This window comes from Rhodococcus sp. FW305-130, from assembly GCF_058788335.1.
Genome location: NZ_JBYTAP010000001.1, coordinates 837700 through 860527 on the forward strand (window position 1 = coordinate 837700; position 22828 = coordinate 860527).

Annotated in this window: 24 protein-coding genes; 11 read left to right on the forward strand and 13 right to left on the reverse strand. The window is 62.3% G+C overall.

The features are described 5' to 3' along the window. The first annotated feature begins 45 nt into the window (after nt 1-45). Entirely contained in the window at nt 46-459 is a 414-nt protein-coding gene (locus AC3WQS_RS04080; protein WP_080909125.1) for a VOC family protein, read from the forward strand. Further along, complete coding sequence (locus AC3WQS_RS04085; RefSeq protein WP_007733408.1) at nt 460-1035, forward strand: TetR/AcrR family transcriptional regulator; 576 nt, start codon at nt 460-462, stop codon at nt 1033-1035. It abuts the gene before it with no gap. A gap of 12 nt (nt 1036-1047) precedes the next feature. Here AC3WQS_RS04085 and AC3WQS_RS04090 read toward each other — a convergent pair whose 3' ends face one another. The 3 genes from AC3WQS_RS04090 to AC3WQS_RS04100 all read right to left on the reverse strand — a co-directional run bounded on the left by AC3WQS_RS04090 (nt 1048) and on the right by AC3WQS_RS04100 (nt 4348). After that, on the reverse strand, nt 1048-1887 hold the full coding sequence (locus AC3WQS_RS04090) for an aldo/keto reductase (RefSeq protein WP_492711673.1): 840 nt from the start codon (nt 1885-1887) through the stop codon (nt 1048-1050). Nucleotides 1888-2030: 143 nt separating this feature from the next. Beyond that, nucleotides 2031-3662 carry an ABC-F family ATP-binding cassette domain-containing protein gene (locus AC3WQS_RS04095; protein ID WP_472795472.1) on the reverse strand — a complete coding sequence of 544 codons (1632 nt, stop codon included), beginning with the start codon at nt 3660-3662 and terminating at the stop codon, nt 2031-2033. Nucleotides 3663-3751: 89 nt separating this feature from the next. Next, nucleotides 3752-4348: a class I SAM-dependent methyltransferase gene (locus AC3WQS_RS04100; protein WP_020908736.1), complete on the reverse strand. Its 597-nt coding sequence runs from the start codon at nt 4346-4348 to the stop codon at nt 3752-3754. A 130-nt stretch (nt 4349-4478) separates the two neighbouring features. Between AC3WQS_RS04100 and AC3WQS_RS04105 the strand changes: the two genes are divergently transcribed. Then, entirely contained in the window at nt 4479-5327 is an 849-nt protein-coding gene (locus AC3WQS_RS04105; protein ID WP_019744860.1) for an aldo/keto reductase, read from the forward strand. 64 nt (nt 5328-5391) lie between these two features. On the opposite strand, the gene AC3WQS_RS04110 is transcribed toward AC3WQS_RS04105, so the two are convergent. Further along, entirely contained in the window at nt 5392-6543 is a 1152-nt protein-coding gene (locus AC3WQS_RS04110; protein WP_492711671.1) for an NADH:flavin oxidoreductase, read from the reverse strand. A 203-nt stretch (nt 6544-6746) separates the two neighbouring features. Here AC3WQS_RS04110 and ctaD point away from each other — a divergent pair, with 203 nt between their 5' ends. From ctaD to AC3WQS_RS04125, 3 genes are read left to right on the forward strand one after another with little or no spacing between them, the layout of a single operon-like run. Further along, complete coding sequence (gene ctaD, locus AC3WQS_RS04115) at nt 6747-8501, forward strand: aa3-type cytochrome oxidase subunit I (RefSeq protein WP_492711670.1); 1755 nt, start codon at nt 6747-6749, stop codon at nt 8499-8501. Between the two features lie 45 nt (nt 8502-8546). Then, entirely contained in the window at nt 8547-9020 is a 474-nt protein-coding gene (locus AC3WQS_RS04120; RefSeq protein ID WP_019744857.1) for a MarR family winged helix-turn-helix transcriptional regulator, read from the forward strand. Between the two features lie 52 nt (nt 9021-9072). Then, nucleotides 9073-9492 (forward strand): DUF5313 family protein, encoded by a 420-nt coding sequence (locus tag AC3WQS_RS04125; protein ID WP_492711668.1) that lies wholly within the window; start codon nt 9073-9075, stop codon nt 9490-9492. A 9-nt stretch (nt 9493-9501) separates the two neighbouring features. Here AC3WQS_RS04125 and AC3WQS_RS04130 read toward each other — a convergent pair whose 3' ends face one another. Further along, a complete protein-coding gene (locus AC3WQS_RS04130; RefSeq protein WP_492711667.1) occupies nt 9502-10530 on the reverse strand; it encodes an NAD(P)/FAD-dependent oxidoreductase in 1029 nt (342 codons plus the stop codon). Between the two features lie 33 nt (nt 10531-10563). Here AC3WQS_RS04130 and AC3WQS_RS04135 point away from each other — a divergent pair, with 33 nt between their 5' ends. Further along, nucleotides 10564-11190 (forward strand): helix-turn-helix domain-containing protein, encoded by a 627-nt coding sequence (locus AC3WQS_RS04135; protein ID WP_428689321.1) that lies wholly within the window; start codon nt 10564-10566, stop codon nt 11188-11190. A 56-nt stretch (nt 11191-11246) separates the two neighbouring features. Next, nucleotides 11247-11705, forward strand: a complete 459-nt coding sequence (locus AC3WQS_RS04140; RefSeq protein ID WP_492711666.1) for a GNAT family N-acetyltransferase — start codon at nt 11247-11249, stop codon at nt 11703-11705. A 7-nt stretch (nt 11706-11712) separates the two neighbouring features. Here the strand turns inward: AC3WQS_RS04140 and AC3WQS_RS04145 are convergent, their stop codons facing one another. The 6 genes from AC3WQS_RS04145 to AC3WQS_RS04170 are packed head-to-tail and all read right to left on the reverse strand — an operon-like array spanning nt 11713 to nt 17352. Next, entirely contained in the window at nt 11713-12255 is a 543-nt protein-coding gene (locus tag AC3WQS_RS04145) for a P-loop nucleotide/nucleoside kinase family protein (protein WP_355329360.1), read from the reverse strand. Between the two features lie 54 nt (nt 12256-12309). After that, a complete protein-coding gene (locus tag AC3WQS_RS04150; protein ID WP_019744851.1) occupies nt 12310-13104 on the reverse strand; it encodes an MHYT domain-containing protein in 795 nt (264 codons plus the stop codon). A gap of 40 nt (nt 13105-13144) precedes the next feature. Continuing rightward, the gene (locus tag AC3WQS_RS04155) at nt 13145-13732 is read right to left on the reverse strand and encodes a GTP-binding protein (protein ID WP_003940118.1); all 588 of its coding nucleotides are present in this window, start codon (nt 13730-13732) and stop codon (nt 13145-13147) included. Then, the gene (locus AC3WQS_RS04160; protein WP_047890020.1) at nt 13713-14087 is read right to left on the reverse strand and encodes a DUF742 domain-containing protein; all 375 of its coding nucleotides are present in this window, start codon (nt 14085-14087) and stop codon (nt 13713-13715) included. Before AC3WQS_RS04160 ends, AC3WQS_RS04155 begins: the two co-directional genes overlap by 20 nt. Before the next feature lie 5 nt (nt 14088-14092). Further along, entirely contained in the window at nt 14093-14509 is a 417-nt protein-coding gene (locus tag AC3WQS_RS04165; protein WP_003940329.1) for a roadblock/LC7 domain-containing protein, read from the reverse strand. After that, entirely contained in the window at nt 14506-17352 is a 2847-nt protein-coding gene (locus AC3WQS_RS04170; RefSeq protein ID WP_257209770.1) for an ATP-binding protein, read from the reverse strand. The genes AC3WQS_RS04165 and AC3WQS_RS04170 overlap by 4 nt, the downstream gene beginning before the upstream one ends. Before the next feature lie 350 nt (nt 17353-17702). Between AC3WQS_RS04170 and AC3WQS_RS04175 the strand changes: the two genes are divergently transcribed. Next, nucleotides 17703-18239 (forward strand): DUF6630 family protein, encoded by a 537-nt coding sequence (locus AC3WQS_RS04175; protein ID WP_254664940.1) that lies wholly within the window; start codon nt 17703-17705, stop codon nt 18237-18239. A gap of 4 nt (nt 18240-18243) precedes the next feature. Here AC3WQS_RS04175 and AC3WQS_RS04180 read toward each other — a convergent pair whose 3' ends face one another. Next, nucleotides 18244-19686: a phospholipase D-like domain-containing protein gene (locus AC3WQS_RS04180; protein WP_279163627.1), complete on the reverse strand. Its 1443-nt coding sequence runs from the start codon at nt 19684-19686 to the stop codon at nt 18244-18246. After that, complete coding sequence (locus AC3WQS_RS04185) at nt 19683-20786, reverse strand: NAD(P)-binding domain-containing protein (protein ID WP_492711664.1); 1104 nt, start codon at nt 20784-20786, stop codon at nt 19683-19685. Before AC3WQS_RS04185 ends, AC3WQS_RS04180 begins: the two co-directional genes overlap by 4 nt. A 112-nt stretch (nt 20787-20898) precedes the next feature. On the opposite strand from AC3WQS_RS04185, the gene AC3WQS_RS04190 reads away from it, so the two are divergent. Beyond that, the gene (locus AC3WQS_RS04190) at nt 20899-21630 is read left to right on the forward strand and encodes an enoyl-CoA hydratase (RefSeq protein ID WP_019744845.1); all 732 of its coding nucleotides are present in this window, start codon (nt 20899-20901) and stop codon (nt 21628-21630) included. Between the two features lie 62 nt (nt 21631-21692). Next, the gene (locus AC3WQS_RS04195) at nt 21693-22808 is read left to right on the forward strand and encodes an MBL fold metallo-hydrolase (protein WP_092763063.1); all 1116 of its coding nucleotides are present in this window, start codon (nt 21693-21695) and stop codon (nt 22806-22808) included. The last annotated feature ends 20 nt before the right edge of the window (nt 22809-22828 follow it).

The following is a 22828-nucleotide window of genomic DNA, read 5'->3' on the forward strand; positions in this document are numbered from 1 at the left end:
GGCGGCCATCTTCTCGAAACATTACGGTACGTACTGTACTGTTTAATGGCAACTTGGCCGAACGAACTCGCAGTAGTGCAAGTGCGTATAGCGCGACCCACCGACAGGCTCGACGACGTGATTGCGTTCTATCGCGACTGTCTGGGATTGCCCGAGCTCTACCGGTTCTCCGGTCATGCCGGGTACGACGGAATCATGCTGGGGCTGCCGGATTCGAACTATCACCTCGAATTCACGACCCACGAAGACGGAAGCCCGTGCCCGGCGCCGACGCAGGACAACCTGTTGGTGCTCTACTTCGCCGGCGAGTCGGCGATGTACGAGGTAGTTCAGCGGTTGGGTGAAGCAGGGCACGAACCCGTTGGCGCCGAGAATCCGTACTGGGAGGAGAATGCGGGGATGACTTTCGAAGATCCCGACGGCTGGCGTCTGGTGCTCATGCCGCGACCGGTGCTGTAGATGGTGCGCGCCCGCGACGAGCGGATCGACGACGCCGTACTGGCGGCAACCCTGGAGTTGTTGGGGGAGAACGGTTATGCGGAGCTGTCGATCGGTTCGGTGGCGACGAGAGCCGGCGTGCATCGACCCGCCATCTACCGGAGATGGCCGTCGAAGCGGCATCTGGTGGTCGACGTCGTCGTGGCGCACATCGGCACTGATCCAACGCCGGACACCGGCGATCTCAGGGCAGACCTGGTCGCCGGCATCACGACATTGGTTGTGGGACTGAGCGAAACGGTAGTTGGGCGGATCCTGCCCGCGTTGGTCGCGGATCTGGCGGCGGACCCGGAATTGGCGCGGGATTTCCAGTCGGCATTCTTTCAGCCACGACGCGATTCCACTGCGGCAGTGCTGGAATCGGCGCGGCTACGCGGCGACATTCGGAGCGACTTCGACCTGGACTTCGTCCTGGATGCCCTGGCGTCGCCGATCTATTACCGAGCGTTGTTCCGTCACTTACCGTTGGACGCGCTCCTGGCCGAGCAGTCCGTCGATTCCGTGCTGCTGACGTTGACTCCCCACGAAAATTCCTGAAGCCGTTTCGATTCAGTTCAATTCGACTGGATCGGGTCCGACACGGCTGTCGGTGTTCAGCGCTGCGATGGCAGCTGACTCGTCGGTATCGAGTGCGAAGTCGAAGATTGCGGCGTTGTCGCGCATGCGGGCAGGTGTCACCGACTTCGACAGAACGGTGTGTCCCTGTTCGAGATGCCAGCGCAGAATGATCTGCGCTGGGCTCTTTCCGTGTGCTGCAGCGATTTTCCCGATGGTCGGGTCGTCGAGGATAGTTCCCTGTCCCAGTGGGCTCCATGCCTCGATTTCGATGCCGCGACTTCGCGCGTACTCCCGTGACGCGTGCTGTTGCAGTCTGGGGTGCAATTCGATCTGGTTGACGGCCGGGGTGATCGAGCTGTGCTCGGCCAGCAGTTCGAGGTGCTCGGGCAGGAAGTTGGACACGCCGATCGCACGGGCACGGCCGGAGGCGAGGATCTCCTCGAAAGCGGTCCACGTCTCCACGAACAGGCCCTTTGCCGGTGCCGGCCAGTGGATCAGATACAGGTCGACGAAGTCGAGGCCGAGCTTGTCGAGGCTCGTGTCGAACGCGGCGAGCGATCGGTCGTGGCCCTGATCGTCATTCCACAACTTGGTGGTGACAAAAAGCTCTGACCTCGGAACACCCGAACTAGCGATGGCGCGGCCGACACCGGCTTCGTTTCCGTAGATTGCGGCCGTGTCGATGTGGCGGTAGCCGATCTCGAGAGCGGTGGCAGTGACCTCTTCGGTCTGTGCGTCCGGTACCTGGAAAACGCCGTACCCGAGTTGCGGGATGGTGATCGGTTCGCCGGTGGTTCCGTGAGTCAGTGTGCGGTCGGGGATCGACAACATTGAAGAGCGCCTTTCAAGACTGGGTGTGGCGGTTCGACGGGCGATCGTGTCGCCCGTGCCCACCTATGCCGCGCATGCAACTATTGCGTGCGCCTGATAAATAGTTGCACACGCGGGTTGTCTGCGCAAGCAGAGTCGGTTGGCTACTCCTCGAAGAGCTGTCCGTTCTCCATTCGCCACCGGCGCGTACTTCGGGTGGACTGCAGCATGCGTCGATCGTGAGTGACCAGGAGGAGGGTCCCTTCGAAGGATTCCATCGCCTGCTCGAGCTGTTCGATCGCCGGAAGGTCGAGATGGTTCGTCGGCTCGTCCAGTACCAGTAGGTTCACGCCGCGAGCTTGGAGCAAAGCAAGTGCAGCCCTTGTTCTTTCGCCGGGGGACAGGGAAGCGGCAGATCTGAGTACGTGGTGTCCGCGCAGGCCGAACTTGGCGAGCAGAGTACGGACATCGGCATCGGGCCAGTCCGGAACCTGAGCGCCGAAGGCCTCCACGACTGGTTGATCACCTTCGAACAATCCACGCGCCTGATCGATCTCACCGATCGCGACACCGGAGCCCAGCGACGCGATGCCCTCGTCCGGGACGAGTTTGCCGAGCAAAACGTTCAGGAGGGTGGTCTTGCCTGCCCCGTTCGCGCCTGTGACGAGGATTCGATCGCCCCAGTCGATCTGTGTCGTGACCGGACCGAACGTGAACTGACCGCGAGTTACCTTGGCGCCATTCGTGGTTGCGACAACGGATCCGGACCGCGGAGCTGCTGCGATCTCCATGCGAAGTTCCCACTCCTTGCGCGGTTCCTCGACCACTTCGAGTCGCTCGATGCGACGTTGGGTCTGGCGTGCCTTCGCGGCTTGCTTCTCCGTCGACTCGGTCCGCAATCCGCGTCCGATCTTGTCGTTGTCCTTGGCCTTACGGCGCGCATTGCGGACGCCGTGTTCCATCCAGTTGCGCTGCATCTGTGCGCGATCTTCGAGATCGGAGCGGGTGCCTGCGTATTCCTCGAACGCCTCGCGTGCGTGCTGGCGGGCGATCTCGCGTTCGGCGAGGTACGACTCGAAGCCGCCGTCGTAGACGGCGATGTCCTGTTGTGCCAGATCGAGTTCCACGATCCCCGTGACGGTGCGCGAGAGGAACTCGCGATCGTGGCTCACGACAACCAGCGCCGCTCGGGTCTCGGCGACAAATCGCTCCAACTGCTCGAGACCCCGCAGGTCGAGATCGTTGGTGGGTTCGTCCAACAGGAGAATGTCGTAGCGCGAGAGCAACAGCGACGCGAGCCCGGCGCGTGCGGCTTGACCGCCGGACAACGCCGTCATGTGAGCATCGAGCGGAACTCCGAGCCCGAGTTCTTCGACCACCTTCTCAGCGCGCTCGAACAGATCGGCGCCGCCGAGAGCCAGCCAGCGTTCGAGAGCCGGAGAGTACAGATCCTCCTCCGCTTCAGCCAGGGTTTCGGCCGCGGCGTTCATGACCGCCTCGGCGTGCGCGACGCCGGTGCGTCGGCCGAGGAACTCGAGGACGGTCTCGCCCTCGATGCGGTCGGGTTCCTGCGCGAGATAGCCCACCGCAGCGTCTGGCGGGCTGAGGATGATCGAACCTTCGACGTCGGCAGTTCCGATTCCCGCCAGTGCAGTGAGAAGCGTCGACTTGCCGGCGCCGTTCGCGCCGACGAGGCCGATGACGTCGCCGGGCGCGACGGTGAGATCGAGGTCGGAGAACAGAGTGCGTTCTCCCCGGGAGGCAGAGAGGCCGCTGATGCGCAGTGTTGCAGTCACCTGAGAAGTATCCCCGGAGCTGTGCGCCTGTGTTAATCGGTGCTGTGCGCCTTTATTAACCGCGGGCGGTTAATAAAGGCGCACAGCAGTCAGTCACGGACCAGGTGGTACCAGCACGGATGTGCCGCACGGACCGGAAGTGGCGATTCACTCACGTCGGCAGCCGTACTCGAGGCCATCGACCAACCGTCGAATACTCGCATGACGTCCTCCTCGGAGACGCCGTGTGGCATCGGCCAACGGTGACCTGGCCCGAATGCGAACATCACCATGGACGCCCCGGGTGCGGTGATCGCGTTGACCGACCTCCCGTAGTCCCGTCGTTGATGATCGGTGAGCCCGTGAAAGCAGCCGATGTCGAGCACCAGCATGTGCCCGCCGTCGACAGCAATGTGCAGGTCTGCCGCGTCCTCGTGGAGGAACCGGACGTCGACGTGTGCTTCACGCGCGTGAATGCGCGCTTTGTCCAGCGGTTCCTGTTCGGCGTCGACGCCGGTGACGTGCCACCCGCGTTGCGCCAGCTCGATGGAATGGCGTCCGGTGCCGCAACCGATATCGAGTGCACGGCCACCTTCCGGGAGGGGAATCGCATCCAGAAGGCCGGACAGTTGAGCGTCGAAGCCGTGACCGGTGTGCTCCCAGGGAGTGACGCCGACCTTGTAGGCGAGACGATATCCGAGATTCATCGCTCTCTCTTTTCTCGAGGCGATTCGATTACTTGTATTCCAAGGTAGACCGGCATTTCGGGTGCGACAAGGGTGCGAAGAGGAGGTTCGGTGGGGAATGCCTCCTGGCGCCCGTGCGTTGGATCCACATATGACCGAGACCAACGATGTGACCTCTGTACCGACCATTGTTCTGAACGACGGTAAGACGATCCCCGCACTGGGATTCGGTGTGTTCCAGGTTCCGGACGACGAGACGCAGGAAGCCGTCTCCACCGCCCTGAAGACCGGCTACCGCAGTATCGACACCGCCAAGATCTACGGCAACGAGGTGGGCGTCGGCCGCGCGATCGCCGAATCCGGCATCGCCCGCGAAGACCTCTACATCACGACAAAACTGTGGAACGACGATCAGGGCTACGACTCGACGCTAGCTGCCTTCGACGCAAGCCTCGACAAGTTGGGTCTCGACTACCTCGATCTGTACCTGATCCACTGGCCGGTTCCGTCCAAGGACCTGTACGTCGAGACCTTCAAGGCATTCCAGAAGCTCAAGGCCGACGGACGGGTTCGATCCATCGGCGTCTCCAACTTCACCATCGAGAACCTCGAGCGTGTCATCGGTGAAACCGGTGAGGTGCCGGTCCTCAACCAGATCGAGCTTCACCCCAAGTTCAACCAAGCCGAACTGCGCGCCTTCCACACCGGCAAGGGAATTGCGACGGAAGCGTGGAGCCCGCTCGGCCAGGGAACTGTTCTCGGTGACCCCGTCATCACCGCTATCGCCGACGCTCATGGCGTCACCGCGGCTCAGGTGATCATCCGCTGGCACCTGCAGATCGGAAACGTGGTGATTCCGAAGTCGGTGACCCCCGAACGTATCGCCGCAAACTTCGATGTCTTCGGATTCGAACTGACGCCGGAACAGATCAACGCGATCGGTGCTCTCGACGACCCGGCCGGCCGCATCGGCCCCGACCCGGTCACGCTCGGCAGCTAGAACTTCCGGTAGACCCACGAACGGCACTCCCGCAATCGCGGGAGTGCCGTTCTGTCGTGCGAGGTCAGTTCAGGTGCGTGCGATGTTCTGCAGTGAATGCGATGTGCTCGTCCGCGCGTCCGGTGCGGAGCTTCTCGACCCACTCGGGATCGGCGAGCAGCGCGCGTCCGATGGCAACCATGTCGAATTCACCCCTATCGTACTGAGCTTCGAGACGCTCCAGCCCCGTGACAGCCGATGCGGCGTCGCCGGTGAATGCCGTCGTGAACACGGAGTCGAGTCCGACCGAGCCGACGGTGATGGTCGGCAACCCGGTCAGCTTCTTCGTCCAGCCGGCGAGGCCGAGCTTGCCGTCTTCACCGTCGAATTCAGCGAACGCCGGTTCCCAGTGGCGCCTCGTCGACGGATGCAGAACGTCGACGCCGGCGTCGACCAGGGGAGTGAGGATGCGGCCGAGTTCAGCCGGGCTCTGGGCGATACGAGCGTCGTAGTGGCCGGACTTCCACTGCGAGAATCGGTAGACGATCGCGAACTCGTTTCCGACAGCCTCTCGGATTGCGGCGACGACCTCGGCCGGGAAACGGGTGCGGGCTTCCAGTGATCCGCCGTATTCATCGGTGCGGACATTGGTTCCGGCCCACAGGAATTCGTCGAGCAGGTAGCCGTGCGCTCCGTGCAACTCGAGCCCGTCGAAACCGGTGTTCTTCGCGTTGAGTGCGGCGTCGACCCACGACTGCTTCACGGTGTCGAGATCCGAGGTGGTGAATTCTCGTCCCAGACGGGTGCCGTCCAGCGCCAGGCCGGAGGGGCTGACGGTTTCGACCTCGGGGTTCAGACGCGAGTTTTCGCCGCGCTCGACTCCGAGGTGCCACAGCTGAGGAATGATCGATCCACCCTCGGCGTGCACGGCGTCGACTACCGACTTCCAGCCGCCCAGGCTCGAATCACCGTAGATGCGCGGTACGCGGGTGTGCGGGCCGGCTGCCGGGTCCGGGATATAGGTGCCTTCCGTGATGATCAGGCCGACCCCGCCCGCTGCGCGACGACGGTAGTACTCGGCCACGTCGGCGCCGGGGATTCCGTCAGGAGAGAAGGCGCGAGTCATCGGGGCCATCGCAAAACGGTTGCGCAACGAGAGTGATTTGACCTCGAAAGGCTCGAAGAGGCCGCGCAACGCGGAGGCCTCGGGTGCTGTCGATGTGTCGGGAAGAGTCACGGGTTTGTTCAACGCGGCGGACCCTCGACCTATTCCGCCGCCTGACTTTATCTCACCGAAACCTGCAAAAGGTTGCGTACGTTCGGTTTTCGATTGATGTCCACGTCGACCACACTTAGTTTGTGCATTAACTATTAACATGCGATATGGTCGTGCGGAAAGTTCTTGAGGGCGGTATCGAGCACGAAAGAGGACGCGCGAGCATGACAACAACGGTGCCGGACGAGCGGACCGGAGAGCTGGAGCCGATTCCGGAGCGGCCGTACCCGAAGCGTCGTGATCCCAAGGGGTCGTGGATGTTCGACATGATCAAGACCACCGATCACAAGAAGATCGGGATCATGTACATGATCACGGCTTTCGTGTTCTTCTTGATCGGCGGCCTGATGGCCCTGTTCATGCGTGCGGAACTGGCTGTCCCCGGGATGCAGTTCCTCTCGAACGAGCAGTTCAATCAGTTGTTCACCATGCACGGCACGATCATGTTGCTGCTGTACGCGACGCCCGTCGTTTTCGGCTTCGCGAACTACATACTTCCGCTGCAAATCGGTGCCCCGGACGTGGCCTTCCCGCGCTTGAACGCATTCGGCTTCTGGCTCTTCACTTTTGGTGGTTTGATCGTACTCGGCGGATTCCTCACGCCGGGCGGCGCTGCCGACTTCGGTTGGACTGCGTACACCCCGCTGTCGGGTGCGGTGCACAGCCCCGGCGTCGGAGCCGACCTGTGGGTCTTCGGACTGACAGTGGGCGGTCTCGGCACTATTCTCGGTGCGGTCAACATGATCACCACGGTGATCTGTTTGCGCGCACCAGGCATGACGATGTTCCGGATGTCGATCTTCACCTGGAATATCTTCATCACCAGCATCCTGATCTTGATGGCGTTCCCGCTGCTGACCGCCGCATTCATGGGCTTGTTCGTCGACCGTCACCTCGGTGGACACATCTTCGACCCAGCGTCAGGTGGAGTTCTGTTGTGGCAGCACCTGTTCTGGTTCTTCGGGCACCCCGAGGTGTACATCATCGCGCTGCCGTTCTTCGGCATCGTCTCGGAGATCTTCCCGGTCTTCAGCCGTAAGCCGATCTTCGGATACACCGGATTGGTCTACGCGACACTGGCGATCTCAGCTCTGTCCATCGCGGTGTGGGCTCACCACATGTATGCGACGGGTGCTGTTCTCCTGCCCTACTTCTCGTTCATGACGTTCCTGATCGCCGTGCCGACAGGTGTGAAGATCTTCAACTGGATCGGAACGATGTGGAAGGGGCAGTTGACCTTCGAATCACCGATGCTGTTCTCGATCGGCTTCCTGATCACCTTCCTCTTCGGTGGTCTGTCGGGCGTTATTCTCGCGAGTCCGCCGATCGACTTCCACGTCACCGACACGTATTTTGTTGTCGCCCACTTCCATTACGTGGTCTTCGGTACGGTCGTGTTCGCCACGTACGCCGGTATCTACTTCTGGTTCCCGAAGATGACCGGTCGCATGATGGACGAGCGCCTCGGCAAGTGGCACTTCTGGACCACGTTCGTCGGTTTCCACGGCACTTTCCTCGTCCAGCACTGGCTCGGTGGCGAAGGTATGCCCCGTCGTTACGCCGACTACCTGCCCTCGGACGGGTTCACGGTGCTGAACTCGGTGTCCACGATCTTCGCCTTCGTGCTCGGCGCGTCGACACTGCCGTTCATCTGGAACGTCTTCAAGAGTTACCGCTACGGCGAAGTGGTCACCGTCGACGATCCGTGGGGCTACGGAAACTCGCTCGAGTGGGCGACAACTTGCCCGCCGCCGCGTCACAACTTCACCGAGTTGCCGCGCATCCGCAGCGAGCGTCCGGCCTTCGAGCTGCACTACCCGCAAATGGTGGAGCGAATGAGGGCGGAAGCGCACGTGGGCCTCACCGGGCAACCCACGTCGACGTTGGAGAAAAGTGACGATCGTCGCCAGATTGATTAGTGCGATAATAGTTACTGCACTAATCAATCTGGTAACATCGGATTCATGACGACGAAGGCTCCGCAGACGCAGATGGACGATCCGCTGGCTCTCGACCGGCAGGTGTGTTTTGCACTTGCGGTCGCGAACCGGGCAGTCCTGTCCGTCTACCGGCCACTGCTCGAGCCGATGGGCCTCACACATCCCCAGTATCTGGTGATGCTTGCCCTGTGGGGGAAGTCGCCGATGGCGGTCAAGGAAATCGGGCAGGCATTGCAGCTCGATTCGCCGACACTCTCGCCGCTCCTCAAGCGACTCGAGGCGTCCGGGTTGATCACGCGAACCCGTAGCCGCGCCGACGAACGTCAACTCGACGTCGACCTCACCGAAGCCGGTGTGGCACTGCGTGACGAGGCGGAGAAGATCCCGCCGGCGGTTGTCGCGAAGCTCGGCGTCAGCCTCGCCGAACTCGAAGAACTCCACAACGTTCTGACGCGGGTCAACGAGGCCGCGCTCCGCGCCGGCGCTTTGGACCAATGAGAGAAATGTGATGACCACATCTGAAAGAAACGTGACGACTGCGTCAAGACCGATGCGTACCGAACAGGTGACTTCCGTGACTGCCAAAAAGCAACGCACGAGCCCGAATCCCCTTCAGTGGTTGGGTTATTCAGTGGGGCGCAAGTTGCCCGATTCGATGCAGGACTGGGTGCGAAACGACCTGATCGGTGACTGGGCTGTGCCACGTCACCTGATCCGCAGCATGGTGCCGTTCATTCCCGTCTTCGCGGCCTTCATGCTGTTCCCCGGGCCGTGGGCCCTGCGGGCGTCGATGGTGCTGCTGGGAGTGCTTCTGGCGCTGTTCTATTCGGTCTCCTACATGGCTCAGAACAGGTCGCGTCGCCTCGAGCGTCACGGTTTGCCTTCCGACCTCGAGAACCCGAAGAAGATCTCGCGCCACGACGCCGAGAAGGCCGCCTACGAGAAATTGCACGGCGGCCCCGCGACCTAGACGCCTCGGTCAGATGCCGTGAAGGGCGCTGCCACCGTTCATCTCGCAGATGCCCTGCTCCATGGCCGCCGAGAAACCACCCTCAGGCTCGGTCGAACGAAGAGCCGATTCGACGTCCTGCTCGACCAGGTATCCGTTGATCGCGATCGCCGCGGTTGAACCTGCAGCCGCAGCATTGATTACCTGTGCGCGAGGGTCGACGACGTTGCCGGCGCCCCAGATACCAGGAACACTGGTGGCGCCGGAATGATCGACAGCCACGAATCCCGTGGGGCTGGTTTTGCAGCCGAGTCGCGTCAGATGTGCGTCGTTCGGAACGAAACGCGGCGCAACGAACAGTGCTGAGCGCGCAACCAGTTGGCCGTTGTCGAGTTCGACGGCTTTCAGTTTGCTTTTCTCGCAGACCAATCCGGATACCGATCCGTCGGCAACCGTCACTCCTCGGGCAGCCAGTCGCGCGCGTTCGTCGGGGGTGAGCGAGATCTTGTCGGGGAAGAACGTCACATCCGACGACCACTGTCGGAGTAGAAACGCCTGGTGAAGTGACATCTCGCGAGCGTCGCCGCCGAGAACGCCGATCGGTTGGTCGCTGATCTCGTACGCATGGCAGTACGGGCAATGGAGCACGCTTTGCCCCCAAAGCTCCTGGATTCCTGGTATTTCCGGGAGTGAATCCCGTAGGCCGGTGGCAACCAGCACAGTGCGAGTTTCGAGCGTCGTGCCTCCCGACAGTTCGACGACAAAGCCGGGTTCGATACCGCGCCACGAGATGTCGACTACGTCGTCGCGTTTGAATTCGACTCCGTACGTCTGTAATTCGCTGCGTCCGACGGCGAGCAACTCACCTGGCGCCATGCCGTCTCGCGAGAGGAAGCCGTGCATGTGTGCTGCCGGTGCGTTGCGCGGTTTGCCGGAATCGATGACGGCGACCGAGCGCCGAGCCCGACCCAACACCAGGGCTGCGCTGAGTCCGGCGGCGCCACCGCCGACGATCACGGCGTCGAGGATCTCTGTTTCAGTGTGTGTTCGCATGAGCACAGATTGCTCGCAGAGGAGGTTCGTCAGCAACTAATGTTGCCATTTCTGGGAATCATCGTCAGACTCGGCACCATGAATGTCAACGGCCCGCACATCGATGCCGCCATCTCGCAGATCGGCGCGCGCCTCAAACGCATTCGTACACAGAGGAACGTCACGCTCACAGCGCTGTCCGAGTCCACCGGTATTTCGAAGAGCACCCTGTCGAGGCTCGAAGCGGGGGAGCGTCGACCCAGTCTGGAGTTGCTGCTTCCGATCGCGCTTGCCCACCAAGTGCCGTTGGACCAACTGGTTGCGGCACCACAGGTCGCCGATCCACGTATCCAGAGTGCGCCTCGAAGCGTCAGTGGGCGAACGGTATTGCCGCTGACTCGGCAACCCGGTGGGCTGCAGGCATTCAAGATGACCATCCCGGCAACCCAGACGGACCCCGACCCGCAAGTGCACGACGGCTACGAATGGCTGTACGTGTTGTCGGGGAGGTTGCGGTTGGTGTTGGCCGATCACGACATCGTGATGGGTACGGGTGAAGCTGCTGAATTCGACACCCGAAACCCGCATTGGTTCGGTAGTGACGGCGGCGGCCCAGTCGAGGTACTGAGTCTGTTCGGCCCCCAAGGAGAACGCATCCACGTACGGGCCAAGCCTTCGCCGAAGTGATGGCCAGTCATACTTTCATTCGATGCTGCCGGAAGCGAAGAGGACAGTGAGGATCCGTGCGAATCGAAATTGACGACCTGAGTCGGGATGCGGTCCGTGCTCTACTGACCGAACATCTCGCCGACATGCATGCGACCTCGCCCGCGGACAGCGTTCACGCGCTGGACATCACCGGGCTGACGGATAGCTCCGTGACCATGTGGACGCTGTGGAGCGAAGGTGACGAGCTACTCGGTTGTGTTGCACTCAAGGAACGGTCGTCGACCGGTGGCGAGATCAAGTCGATGCGAACCTCATCGGTAGCTCGAGGGCGTGGCGTGGGTACGCGACTTCTTCAACACGTCGTGGACGAGTCGAGACAACGAGGTTACCGGCAACTCGAATTGGAGACCGGCACACAGGACTTCTTCGATCCGGCACGCCGGTTGTACGCGAAATTCGGGTTCGTCCCGTGTCCACCGTTCGGGAACTACCGCGAAGATCCGAACAGTGCATTCTTCGTTCTCACCCTGTGAGCAGCTCTCACTCGGTGAACATTCTGGCAGTGATGCGTCGTACTGCGCTCTCGGAGTTCATGATTGCGGTGTCGAGCACGAGCCGTTCCGTGGTCCACGGCTCGTAGTCTCGATCCAGGATTTCCTGCCACGTAGGTAGTACAAGATCCGGGATGTCGACGACTCGCCGTTCTGCGCGTCTGCGATGCTCGTCGGGATCCGAACAGATGACTTCGACACTGAGCAAGCGCGCCGAATTATGTTGTGCGGTAGCGGACCAGGCGTTTCGTGTCGCCTCGACTGGGTTGACGCATTCGACCACGACCGAGAGTCCCAGTCGCAATTGTTCGGCGGCGAGCGCGTACCCGGTGATGTATCCGGCGGTCCCGGATACATCAGCGATACCGCTGCGGATCAGCGACTGTTCGATGGTATCGATCCGCACGTAGGGGATCTTGTGATGCTGAGCAAGCACCCGCGCGATCGTCGATTTGCCGGTGGCCGGCAAACCACCGATCACGACCAGTGCCGCGTCGGCCGACGGCTGGGGGTTGTGTCCGGCATCCACCATCCCCGAAATGTAACGGGGCGTCGTCGATTCACATCGACTCGCCCCGTACTCCTCTCAGTTCGAGGTCGCGAACTCTCGTGCTTCGAACGCCAGGTCGTCGGCGGCGGATTCCATCCGTGCCGTCGCACGGTTGGGTGCTGTCAACACGGCGACAATCGGAACTGCCAACGCCAGCAGGCCGAGAACGAAGACGGGGAAGAGGAATGAGAACACTTCGAGTCCCTGCGGCGCCGGGGCTGCCGCGTCGTGAACAACCTCGACTGCGGCCATTCCGGTGTAGTGCATACCGACGACGGCGATGCCCATGATGATTCCGGCGACAAAACGCAGAATCGTGGACTCGAGCACCATGGTGAACCACAGTGCAGCGGTTCCGGCGACGACTGCGATGAGAACCGACAATGCAACGAAGAGCAGGTCGTAGTGGATCTCACCCTGAAAGCGCAAGGCGCGCATGCCGGTGTAATGCATGATGTTCACGGCGAGACCGGTCACCACGCCGCCGATCAGAAGCCGCGTCCAGCGGAATTCGGTCCCGATGATCAGCAGACCGACAAAAACAGCACCTACTGAGATGATCGCGGAGATCACGGTCCATCCGAGGTTGTATCGAATGGGACTGCCGGGGACTGCGAAGCCGAGCATGGCGATGAAGTGCATCAGCCAGATGGCGACACCACCGATCGACAGGGCAGCCATGGCGAGCCATCGCATGCGTGTGGCGGTTGTCGTCGCCGACGCTGAATGCCTGGTGCACGCCAGGCCGACTACCGACCCGACCACGGACACGACGTAGGCGAGCCCGAGCAGCCAGATTCCCATCGAGAAATGGTGCATTTCATCCGACATGCCAGTTCCTTTCGGCGACGATTCGCATCTGGTGATTCATCTAGACGACTGCTTCAGCTGCAAGTCGTTCGAGGGAGTACTCGGTGACGGCGATCAGCGCGCGTTTGGCCGATTCGCGGTTTCGGGCGTCGATCTCGATCATGGGAACGCGGTTGGGTAGCGCCAATGCCTGCCGGAGATCGCTCGCCGAATGGATTGGTGCGCCGTCGAAACGGTTGACCGCCACAATGAACGGGAGCCCTCGCGCCTCGAAGAAGTCGACTGCAGCGAAGCTGTCTTCCAGGCGGCGCGTGTCGACCAGAATGACCGCACCGATCGCACCGGTGATCAAGTCGTCCCACATGAACCAGAAGCGGCGCTGTCCCGGGGTTCCGAACAGATAGAGGACCAGGTCGTCGGCGAGAGTGATGCGCCCGAAGTCCATCGCGACCGTCGTGGTGCTCTTGTCGGGAGTGGAACCGAGATTGTCGATACCGTCGCTGGCGTCGGTGACCATTGCCTCCGTGCGAAGGGGGACGATTTCGGAGACGGTCCCCACAAGCGTCGTCTTGCCAACACCGAAACCCCCGGCGATCACGATTTTTGTCGATTTCACGCGAGACGATGAGTCAGAGTGCCCGAAGTCCACTGAGGGTCCTTTCGATCAGTTCGCGTCGCTCGACTCGAGATGCGTCGCTTCGCAGAGTGGCATGTATTTCCAGTGATCCGGCTACTACGAGGTCGGCAACCAGTACCCGCACGACTCCGATCGGAACACCGAGGTGGGCAGCGATCTCGGCAATCGAGATCCGCTGCTCGCAGAGTGCGACGATCGATGCACGAATATCTTGCGGTGCAAGATTGTTCGAGACCACGTCCTCGATCGTCGCGATGATCGCTTCGAGCGGGAGGTCGATGGACGGCAGGGTCCGACCTTCGGTGAGCGCGTACGGCCGGACCAAGCTGGGTTCGGGGTCGTCGTACTCGGATTGATGGTGAGGCATCGAACTCAAATACCCTGCGACGTTCGCGGGGCAATGTCCATCGTGGTCCCGACGCGATCGACGAGAGTCGCCATTTCGTAACCGATCTGGCCGATGTCGCATCCGGCGACAGCGAGCGCGGCAAGGTAAGCGCCGCTACCGACGCCCATGAGAAGCAGGTAGCCGTTCTCCATCTCGACGACGGACTGCATGACGGCCCCACCGTCGAAGAGGCGTGACGCCCCCGCGGACAGGCTGGCGAGTCCGGAAGTGACAGCGGCCAATTGATCCGCCCGATCAAGCGGAAGGTGTGTGCTCGAGGCGGTCAACAACCCGTCGGCTGAGACGATGATCGCGTGACTCACACCCGGCACGTCTCGGGCAAAAGCCGAAACCAGCCAGTCGAGTGCGCGGGGAGTCTCTTGGGCTCCGACAGTGTTCACTGTTCTCCTTCATCGTTGTGCAACATCGTGGACGATTCGAAAGACTGTCCGCCATCGGGCTGATGGTCGGCGGCGCGCCGACGCCCTCGTTGTACTCCGGATTGGTAACTGCTCCAACCACGTTGGACGTCCGCCGGATTGGATGCATGGCGCTGTGTCGTACCGCCTCCGCCGACGGCACCGGGAACCAGGCGGGCTCCGCGATCTCGAATGGGCAGACCGGAATCGGCGATCTTGGTGACCGGCATCTCGAACGAGGTCCGAGCGGCCAGCCAGCCTTGATCCGCGTCGGTGGTCCACGAACTGCCGGTGGAAGCCGCTGAAGTCTCCGCCGTCGGATCCACGAGCCACTCCGACACCATCCGGGCGAAAATCGGCATCGTGGTCGGAGCAGAGGGTACGCCGTTCGAGTTGCCGTCGCCCGCGCCGTCAGCCCTCGCCGATGCGCGAGCAGAGAGCCCGTCACGGGTGCGTGAGGAGAAGAATGCCGCAGTATTTGTCGGCGTCGGGGCTGAGAGCCGGTGCCGCGGCGGCGGGGTTGTCGACGGTTGTGGACCCACCGGGATCTCGGGACCCTGTGCCGGCGAGGTGAATTCCGGCGACGGAGTACGAACGGGAAGGGACGTCGATGTGCTTGTGCCTTCGGGATCGGGCAGAGGAGCGAAGGACGACACCGAGGTGGCGGGTGCAGCAGTGGTCGGAGTCGAGGTGCTGACTGCCGGTACTCCACTTGTGCCCGGAGTGCGACGTGGCAATCCCGAAGGCGCTGTTGCCGTAGGAGTGGATTGTGGTGTGATCGGGGCGAACGTCTCGGTCCGATCGGTACTGTTACCGGGCGTTCGACGCGGGAGATCAGCGAAACTTCTGGTCGCAGGCCGCGGGGGTGCGGAGTCGGTCGGGACGGGCTGTGACCATGACGGTGCGGGCGGTGTGGGAGGGGGAGTCCGATCGAGCGTGGGAACGGGTCCGGTTCGCGGCGTGCGGATCTCGGGTCCCCGAGACGAATCGAGTATCGACGTCGGTAGGAGCACCGTGGCGGTGATGCCGCTGTGCGTCGATGACGTTGCCGTCGGGCGCAGGCGCACAGAGATGTTGTAGCGACGGCTGATTCGGCTCACGACGAACAAACCCATGCGACGCGCTGTATCCGCGCTCATCTCGCCGCCGGCGGCGAGGCGCTCGTTGGCATCGAGGATATCGGCAGGCGACATGCCGATACCGAGATCTGCGATCTCGACGATCATGGAGCCGTCGATAGTGCGGGCAGCGTTGATGGAGACGGTGGTCTCCGGTGGGGAGTACCGCAGAGAATTGTCGAGCAGCTCAGCGATGAGGTGAACGACGTCCGGGGCAGCATGACCGGTGACGACTCCGGGCGGGATCTGCCCGAGTTCGACGCGTCGATACTCCTCGACGCCTGATACCGCGGCGCGAAGCGTATCGCCGAGAGCGACGGGGGCGGTCCTGGCGCGGCGTACATCGGTTCCGGCGAGGACCAGCAAGTTGTCGCCGTTTCGACGCATTCTCGCGGCGATGTGATCGAGCCGGAACAGATTCTCGAGGCGACGCGGGTCGTCTTCGTCCTGCTCCAACTGTTCGATCAAACCGAGTTGCTGGTCGACGAGGGACTTGTTGCGCCTCGACAGCGTTTCGAACATGTCGTTGACCTGGCGCCGCAGGGTGGCCTGCTCGCCGGCAAGCGTGATGGCCTGACCGTGCATGTCGTCCACCGCGCGCGCAAGCTCGCCGATTTCCTCGTGGGTGCGGATCGGGACACGGGCGAAGTCGAGTTCGTCGGTACTGGCACCTGCGCGAATTCGTTCGATCGCGTCGGGGAGTCCGCGTCGTGCGGCCTGCAATGCGGCAAATCGCAACCGGCGGATCGGATCGATGAGCGATCGGCTGATGACGAGGGCGATGGCCAGTGCCAGCAGAACCGCGCCAAGCACGATTGCAGTGTCACGGAGTGCTGCGGTTCGTGCTGCATTGGATTCGGCGGTGACGGTGTCGCCGAACTCGGTGACGGTGGTGTCGGTCAGGCTGTTGTACTGGTCGTTGCCGGATTTCAGATCGGCGCCGACGCGACTCCCCAGAGGAGAGGTCGACGGCGTTGATCCGAGGGCGTTGATCCGGTTCTGAGCAGAGTTGCTGAGGGTCTGGACGGTGTCGTTACTCCCGTCGATGGCCAGAATGTTGTTCAGAGCGACCAGTTCGGCACCGGCAGCACTGACCATCGACGTACGAGCTTGCTGGTCCGGATCACCGGAGCCGAAGAGGATTCGTTGTTCGGCCAGCGCTCGTCGCGCTTCCCAGAGTGCGGAGAGTCGACCACCTTGTTCGCGCAGGACAGGGCGTTGAGAATGCTCGACGACGCTGGTGAAGGTGCTCGAGAGTGCGCGCGAGACTTCGCCGACCCGCGAAACCAAGCGTGCGGGAGCCACCGCGCCGGCGGCGATCTCCTCGGTGATGGAACGGCTCTCGGCGAGCGCCGAAGCCACTTGGTCGTTGAGGTCGCCGTCGGACTGGAACGCCCGCGCGGCGTCTACCAGTTGGTCCATTGCGTCCGAAACTGCTTGTGTTGCCGGGCCGGTGTCAGTGCGTGCCGATGCGGCTTCGGCGAGTTCGTACAGTGCGGATTCGAGGTTGATCGCCGCGGGCACTGCGAGGGCACGCTCGGACGAGGAACTCAGCTGTGCGGCTTCTTCGAGTTCTGTCTGAACTCGAAGTGCGCCGAGGACGACGGCGACGATCATCGGCAATGCGAGAACGGCGATGACCTTCCATCCCAGGCGCCATTCGCCGATCGACCACCAAGAGGTTGTCGTGTGTGAATCGTGTTTCATGCGGAACATGGCCCCTTCACGTCAACCCCCCGTGGGTCATTGCCCGAACCCCTTCGATCCGGTTTGACCAGAAGGGGTAGTTAGCTGAACGGTAACAGACTGTTCGCTGGCTCGCTACATCCCAGTTGGCTTCATGGATCGCCGATTACTATATCCGGATTGTAAGGCCAGGTGAAAGGGTAAACGGACAAGTGCGGCGAATGGGATAGCCGGGTTGTTCGATTCGGTAACTCGTCGACTCGTTGATGTGCGGCGCGCGGGAATCTCCGGAGGGATCTGCCTCAGGACCTGACATAGAGGACACGTCCGAACGAGGCGCACTCGCATGTCAGACTGTGGAAACCGCACCGATGACCGAATCGAACCTTGGAGCCATAGTGGGTGGACCTGCTCGCGACGCGTTGCGCGCGATCGCCGAACTGCTCGCCCCTGACAGCACTGTCGTCATCGACCGTGTGACTCTCGCGATCGACTATCCGGAACGGTATGTCGAAGTACAGAACGAGCTGTACTCACAGACGCTCGAGAAGCCGCACCCGGAATTGGCGTGGTTTGCTCTCGTCGACGCGTTGCACGACCGAAAACTCCTGGTCTGGGTGGACTGGAACGAGGACGCTGCCGAGGTTCTCGGTCAGCTACGAGCGCTCGAGTCGGCGCCGGCAGGATCGTGGGAGTGGGCGCAGAGTCTTGCCATGGCCTTCGATCGAGCTGCCGGACTCGAATCGCTTCTCGCTCGAGTCGGCGACAACATCACCGAGACGGGCGTTTCACTTGCCTGGCTCGACAGCGACAGCGATACGTTTCTCATCGCGCTCGTCCCGAGTGTTCACGGTGCAACACTCGTCGAACTCGCGCTGGCAACCGGGCACTGCGTGCGCGTGTTCTAGAGTCTCAGCGTTTGCCGAGCAGGCGGCGCAATCCTTCGATTCGATCGCTCAGTCTGGGCGGCGTGCGCTCGGGATCCATCAGTGCATTTTCAGCGAGCACGTGGTCTTCGCCGTCGACTGTATTCCGGTCGAATTCGCGCAGACTGCGAGCGTCGGAGGTCGAGAGAGCGCGAACCGTCGACAACAGTGACTGCTCACCCAACGCGTCGTCGACTTCTTCCTCGGTGACGTCGAGGTGCTCGCTGAGTAGCCGGCGCCTCAATCCGATGATCGAGGCGCGCAACTCGACATCTGCGTCGTCGTTGGATTCGACGGCGATGTCGCACTCGGTGTCGAAGCCCATCGAACGGTTGTTGAGGTTCGACGACCCGATTCGCAGGAGGCGATCGTCCATCACGAGCACCTTGGCATGCACGTAAATTGTTGCGCCGGAAGAGGTCACGGGATAGAACGCACCGAACCGGTCGTGGATATCGGCCGACCACAGCAAATGCAGCAGGTCGTGGCGTGCCCCGTCCATCGCCTTTTGTTCGAGCCATCCATCGGCATTGCGCGGAATGACCAGAACGATCTCCGGCCCGTCGGCCTCACGTAGACGCGCGGCAATCGCCTCGGCCAGCGTGCGTGAGGCGAGGTACTGGCTTTCGATGTACAGCGTGTGTTCTGCCCCGGCGATGGCCGCGAGATAGAGCGCCTCGATCTCGCGTACCTCTGTGCGTTCGCCGAGTTCCGGCAGCGTTCTGGCGATGGCCACGTCGACGACGCGCAAGGTGGGAGCCAAATTGACCGGCCACGGCGTCGCCGTGCTCTGGACCGGTGGGAGGTCCTCTCCGGTTGCGGATTTCCAGCGTGCCCGCGCTAATTCGCCGATGGCCGCGGCCGCATTGCCGTCGACCGCCGTGGTTGCGTCATGCCAAGGGCCGTAACGTCTCCCGCTCGGTGTGATCCGGTAGTCGTTGCGGTCGACGTGATCCGAGGTGTCCCAGCGGTCCACCGTCATGTCGATGCCGCCGCAGAACGCCAGAGCGTCGTCGATGACGATGATTTTCTGATGGTGCGCCGCACCAACCGGGTGGGCACCGTCGATCTCGAACCGAAGGCGCTCGTCGGTCAGCCAGTTGGACACGAAGACGGGAGTCATGCCGCGCCCAATTGCGGTGAACGCGCCGATGTTCCATTTGAGTACGAGGATTTCGAGGTCGGGTTTCTCGCGGACCAGCCAGCGGAGGAACATTCCCAATCGGTTGGGGCCGTCGAGCGTCTGCTTGCCTGGTTCGAGTTTGATGCGCGTGTCGAAGTCCCAGCCGATCAACATGATTCGCTTCTCGGCTTGCAGCATTGCGGACTTCGCATGATGAAAGTAGTCAGCGGCGTCGACGATGCAGGCAAGATTGTCCGCCGGTTCGATGCGCCAGCAGGTTTCGCCCGGAATCAGTATTCTGTTCATTCGCCGATTCCCAGGTGCGCGGTCAGTTCGCGCGCCGCCGCTTGGCCGGCGCGGTTGGCTCCGATCGTCGACGACGACGGTCCGTATCCCACCAGGTGCACGCGAGGGTCGGCTTCGACCTGCGTGGCGAGGCGCCCGGTCATCGGGATTCCGCCACCCGGTCCGCGCAGGTGCAACGGCGCCAGGTGATCGAGTGAGCTACGAAAACCGGTGCACCACAAGATGACATCGGCGTCGACGACGGTACCGTCGGCCCACTTCACGCCGTTCGGAAGAATTTCGGAGAACATCGGCAGTCGATTCATCACACCACGCTCTCGCGCTGCCCGGATGGCAGGCGTTACGGGGAGTCCGGTCACCGAGACAACGGATCCCGGTGGCAGGCCGCGTCGTACACGATCTTCGACCATGGCAACCGCAGCGCGGCCGATGTCCGGCGTGAACGGCTCGTCGCGGAACTCGGGTTCGCGCCGCGTCACCCAGGTAGTGGTCGTGACGCGTGAGATCTCGTCGAGCAGTTGGACGGCCGAGATACCGCCGCCGACCACCACAACATGTTTGCCTTCGAACTCCGCAGCGGTTCGATAGTCCTTGGTATGGAGCTGTCGGCCACGGAAGGACTCGGCCCCGCGATAGTGGGGGATGAAGGGGCGCTCCCAGGTTCCCGTCGCGTTGATCAAGCCTCGCGCCGCGAACACCCCCTGGTCGGTTTCGATTCGCAGTCGCTCTTCCCTCGGACACACCACCCGTGTGTGTACCGGGCGGTGGACGGGAAGTTCGAATTGCTTTTCGTACAGTTCGAAGTAATGGGGGACCGCCACCGATGCAGGCACTTGTTCGGCGTCTGTACCGGTGGTTTCCGCAAAGGACATCCCCGGGAGGTCGTGCACACCGTTGACGGTGCTCAGTGTCAGGCTCGGCCAGCGGAACTGCCACGCTCCACCCGGACCGGACGCATGATCGAGCACCACGAACCCCGATTCGGGTTCGATTCCGAACTTGCGCAGGTAGTACGCGGCGGAGAGTCCGGCCTGTCCCGCGCCGATCACCACCACGTCAACCGGGTGTGGTTGCTGTGCGGCAAGGTCGTCTGTACTCATCGGTAATCTAACCTCCTGATGTACAGAACTTAGCTGCAGAGAAGTATGCGGACGGTAGCGGCGCCTCGGAACTCCCGTGTGTCGAGCCTTCCAGAAACGAAAGTGAGCGGACATGATCGGGTTCTCCCGTGACGGCAACGTCGTGACCATCGAGTTGCAGCGTCACGAGCGTCGTAATGCGCTCAGCGCCGAACTCTGCATCGCAATACGGGACGCGATGAACGCGGCAGTCGCCGAGCATGCGCACGTTGTCGTCATCACCGGTGAGGGATCGGCGTTCTGTGCAGGCGCGGACCTGTCCGGTGACGTCTACATGGAGGGCTTCACCGACCGCTTGTTCGAAATGCTCCGGTCGATCGACACGGCGCCCATCCCCGTCATTGCCGCTGTCAACGGTCCGGCCATCGGCGCCGGTACCCAGCTGGCCATCGCGTCGGATCTGCGCGTCGTGGCACCGACCGCTCGCTTCGGAATCCCCGCGGCCACCCTCGGAGTCTCGGTGGACAAGTGGACCATGCGTCGGCTCGCGTCGCTGGTCGGCGGCGGTCCGGCGCGTACCATTCTGCTCGGCATCGAACAGATCGGCGCCGAGGAAGCTTTCACGCGCGGTCTCGCCAACAAGCTCGGAACCCTCGACGACGCTCAGGAATGGGCGCACCGCATCGCCAATCTCGCACCGCTGTCGTTGCGGCACATGAAGATGGTTCTCAACGACGACGGCACCATGGAGGAACAGTCTCCCGAGCAACTCGACGCCCTCCACGCCGCCTGGCTCAGCGAGGACGTCCAGGAAGCCCGCGCCGCCCGCATCGAGAACCGCCCTCCCGTATTCAAGGGAAAGTAAAGCTCGTTGCAGGGAAAACAGGCACCAGGCACGCGGGACAGATAGTGGCTACGCTCGTCTGAATGAAGAAGACGACGGTTCTCGGAGTTGCGGCTGTTGCCGCGGCGACAGGGTGGGTGGCGCGAGCCGCATGGGGAATCCCGACGCAGATCGGGGCGTCGCGAAACACAGTGCAACCGTATGCGGCGATGTCCCCGCGATACCGGGACCGCCAGTTCCACAACTCGGAGCCCAGCAGCACTCTGATTCCGGGCACCGATGCCGGGATGTTCAAGTCGATGGCTACACGGGGGTCGACGGGTCGGCCGCGTCAGCCGATTCCGTTGGCCACTCCGCTGGCGCCGTCGGTAGCGGGTGACGCGGCCGTGACGTGGTACGGCCATTCGAGTGTTCTCGTCGAGGTCGACGGTTACCGCGTTCTCGCCGATCCGGTGTGGAGCGAACGCGTATCACCCTCGGCCACAGTAGGTCCCGCACGGATGCATCCCACTCCAGTGGCCTTGGCTGATCTACCGACGGTAGATGCGATAGTCATCTCGCATGATCATTACGACCACCTCGACATGGCGACGGTCAAGATTCTGACTCGCACCCAGACCGCTCCGTTTGTCGTTCCGATCGGTATCGGGGCTCACCTGCGGCACTGGAAGGTGCCAGAGAACCGGATCGTGGAATTGGACTGGGACGAGTCGACAAAAATCGACGACCTGGTTCTCACGTGCACCGAGGCTCGTCACTTCTCCGGTCGTGGCCTCGTCCGGAACACGACGCAGTGGGCGTCGTGGGTATTCGCCGGTCCGAAGCACCGGGTGTTCTTCGGCGGAGACAGCGGATACACATCACGTTTCGAACAGTTGGGTGAAACCTATGGGCCTTTCGATCTGACGCTTCTCCCCGTGGGCGCGTACGACGTGCGCTGGCCGGACATTCACATGAATCCGGAAGAGGCAGTGCAGACACACATCGACCTCAACAAGGGCGACGGATCGCGCGGTGTCTTCGTCCCGATCCACTGGGCGACCTTCAACCTCGCGTTTCACTCGTGGTCGGAGCCGATCATTCGCCTCAACGAGTCGGCCGCAGAGGCGGGCACAACAGTGTCGGTCCCGATGCCTGGCGGCAGGATCGACGCGTTGTCACCGACACCGCCGTCGAAGTGGTGGATACCGCTGGGCTGACTGCGGCCCTTGCTCGAAAG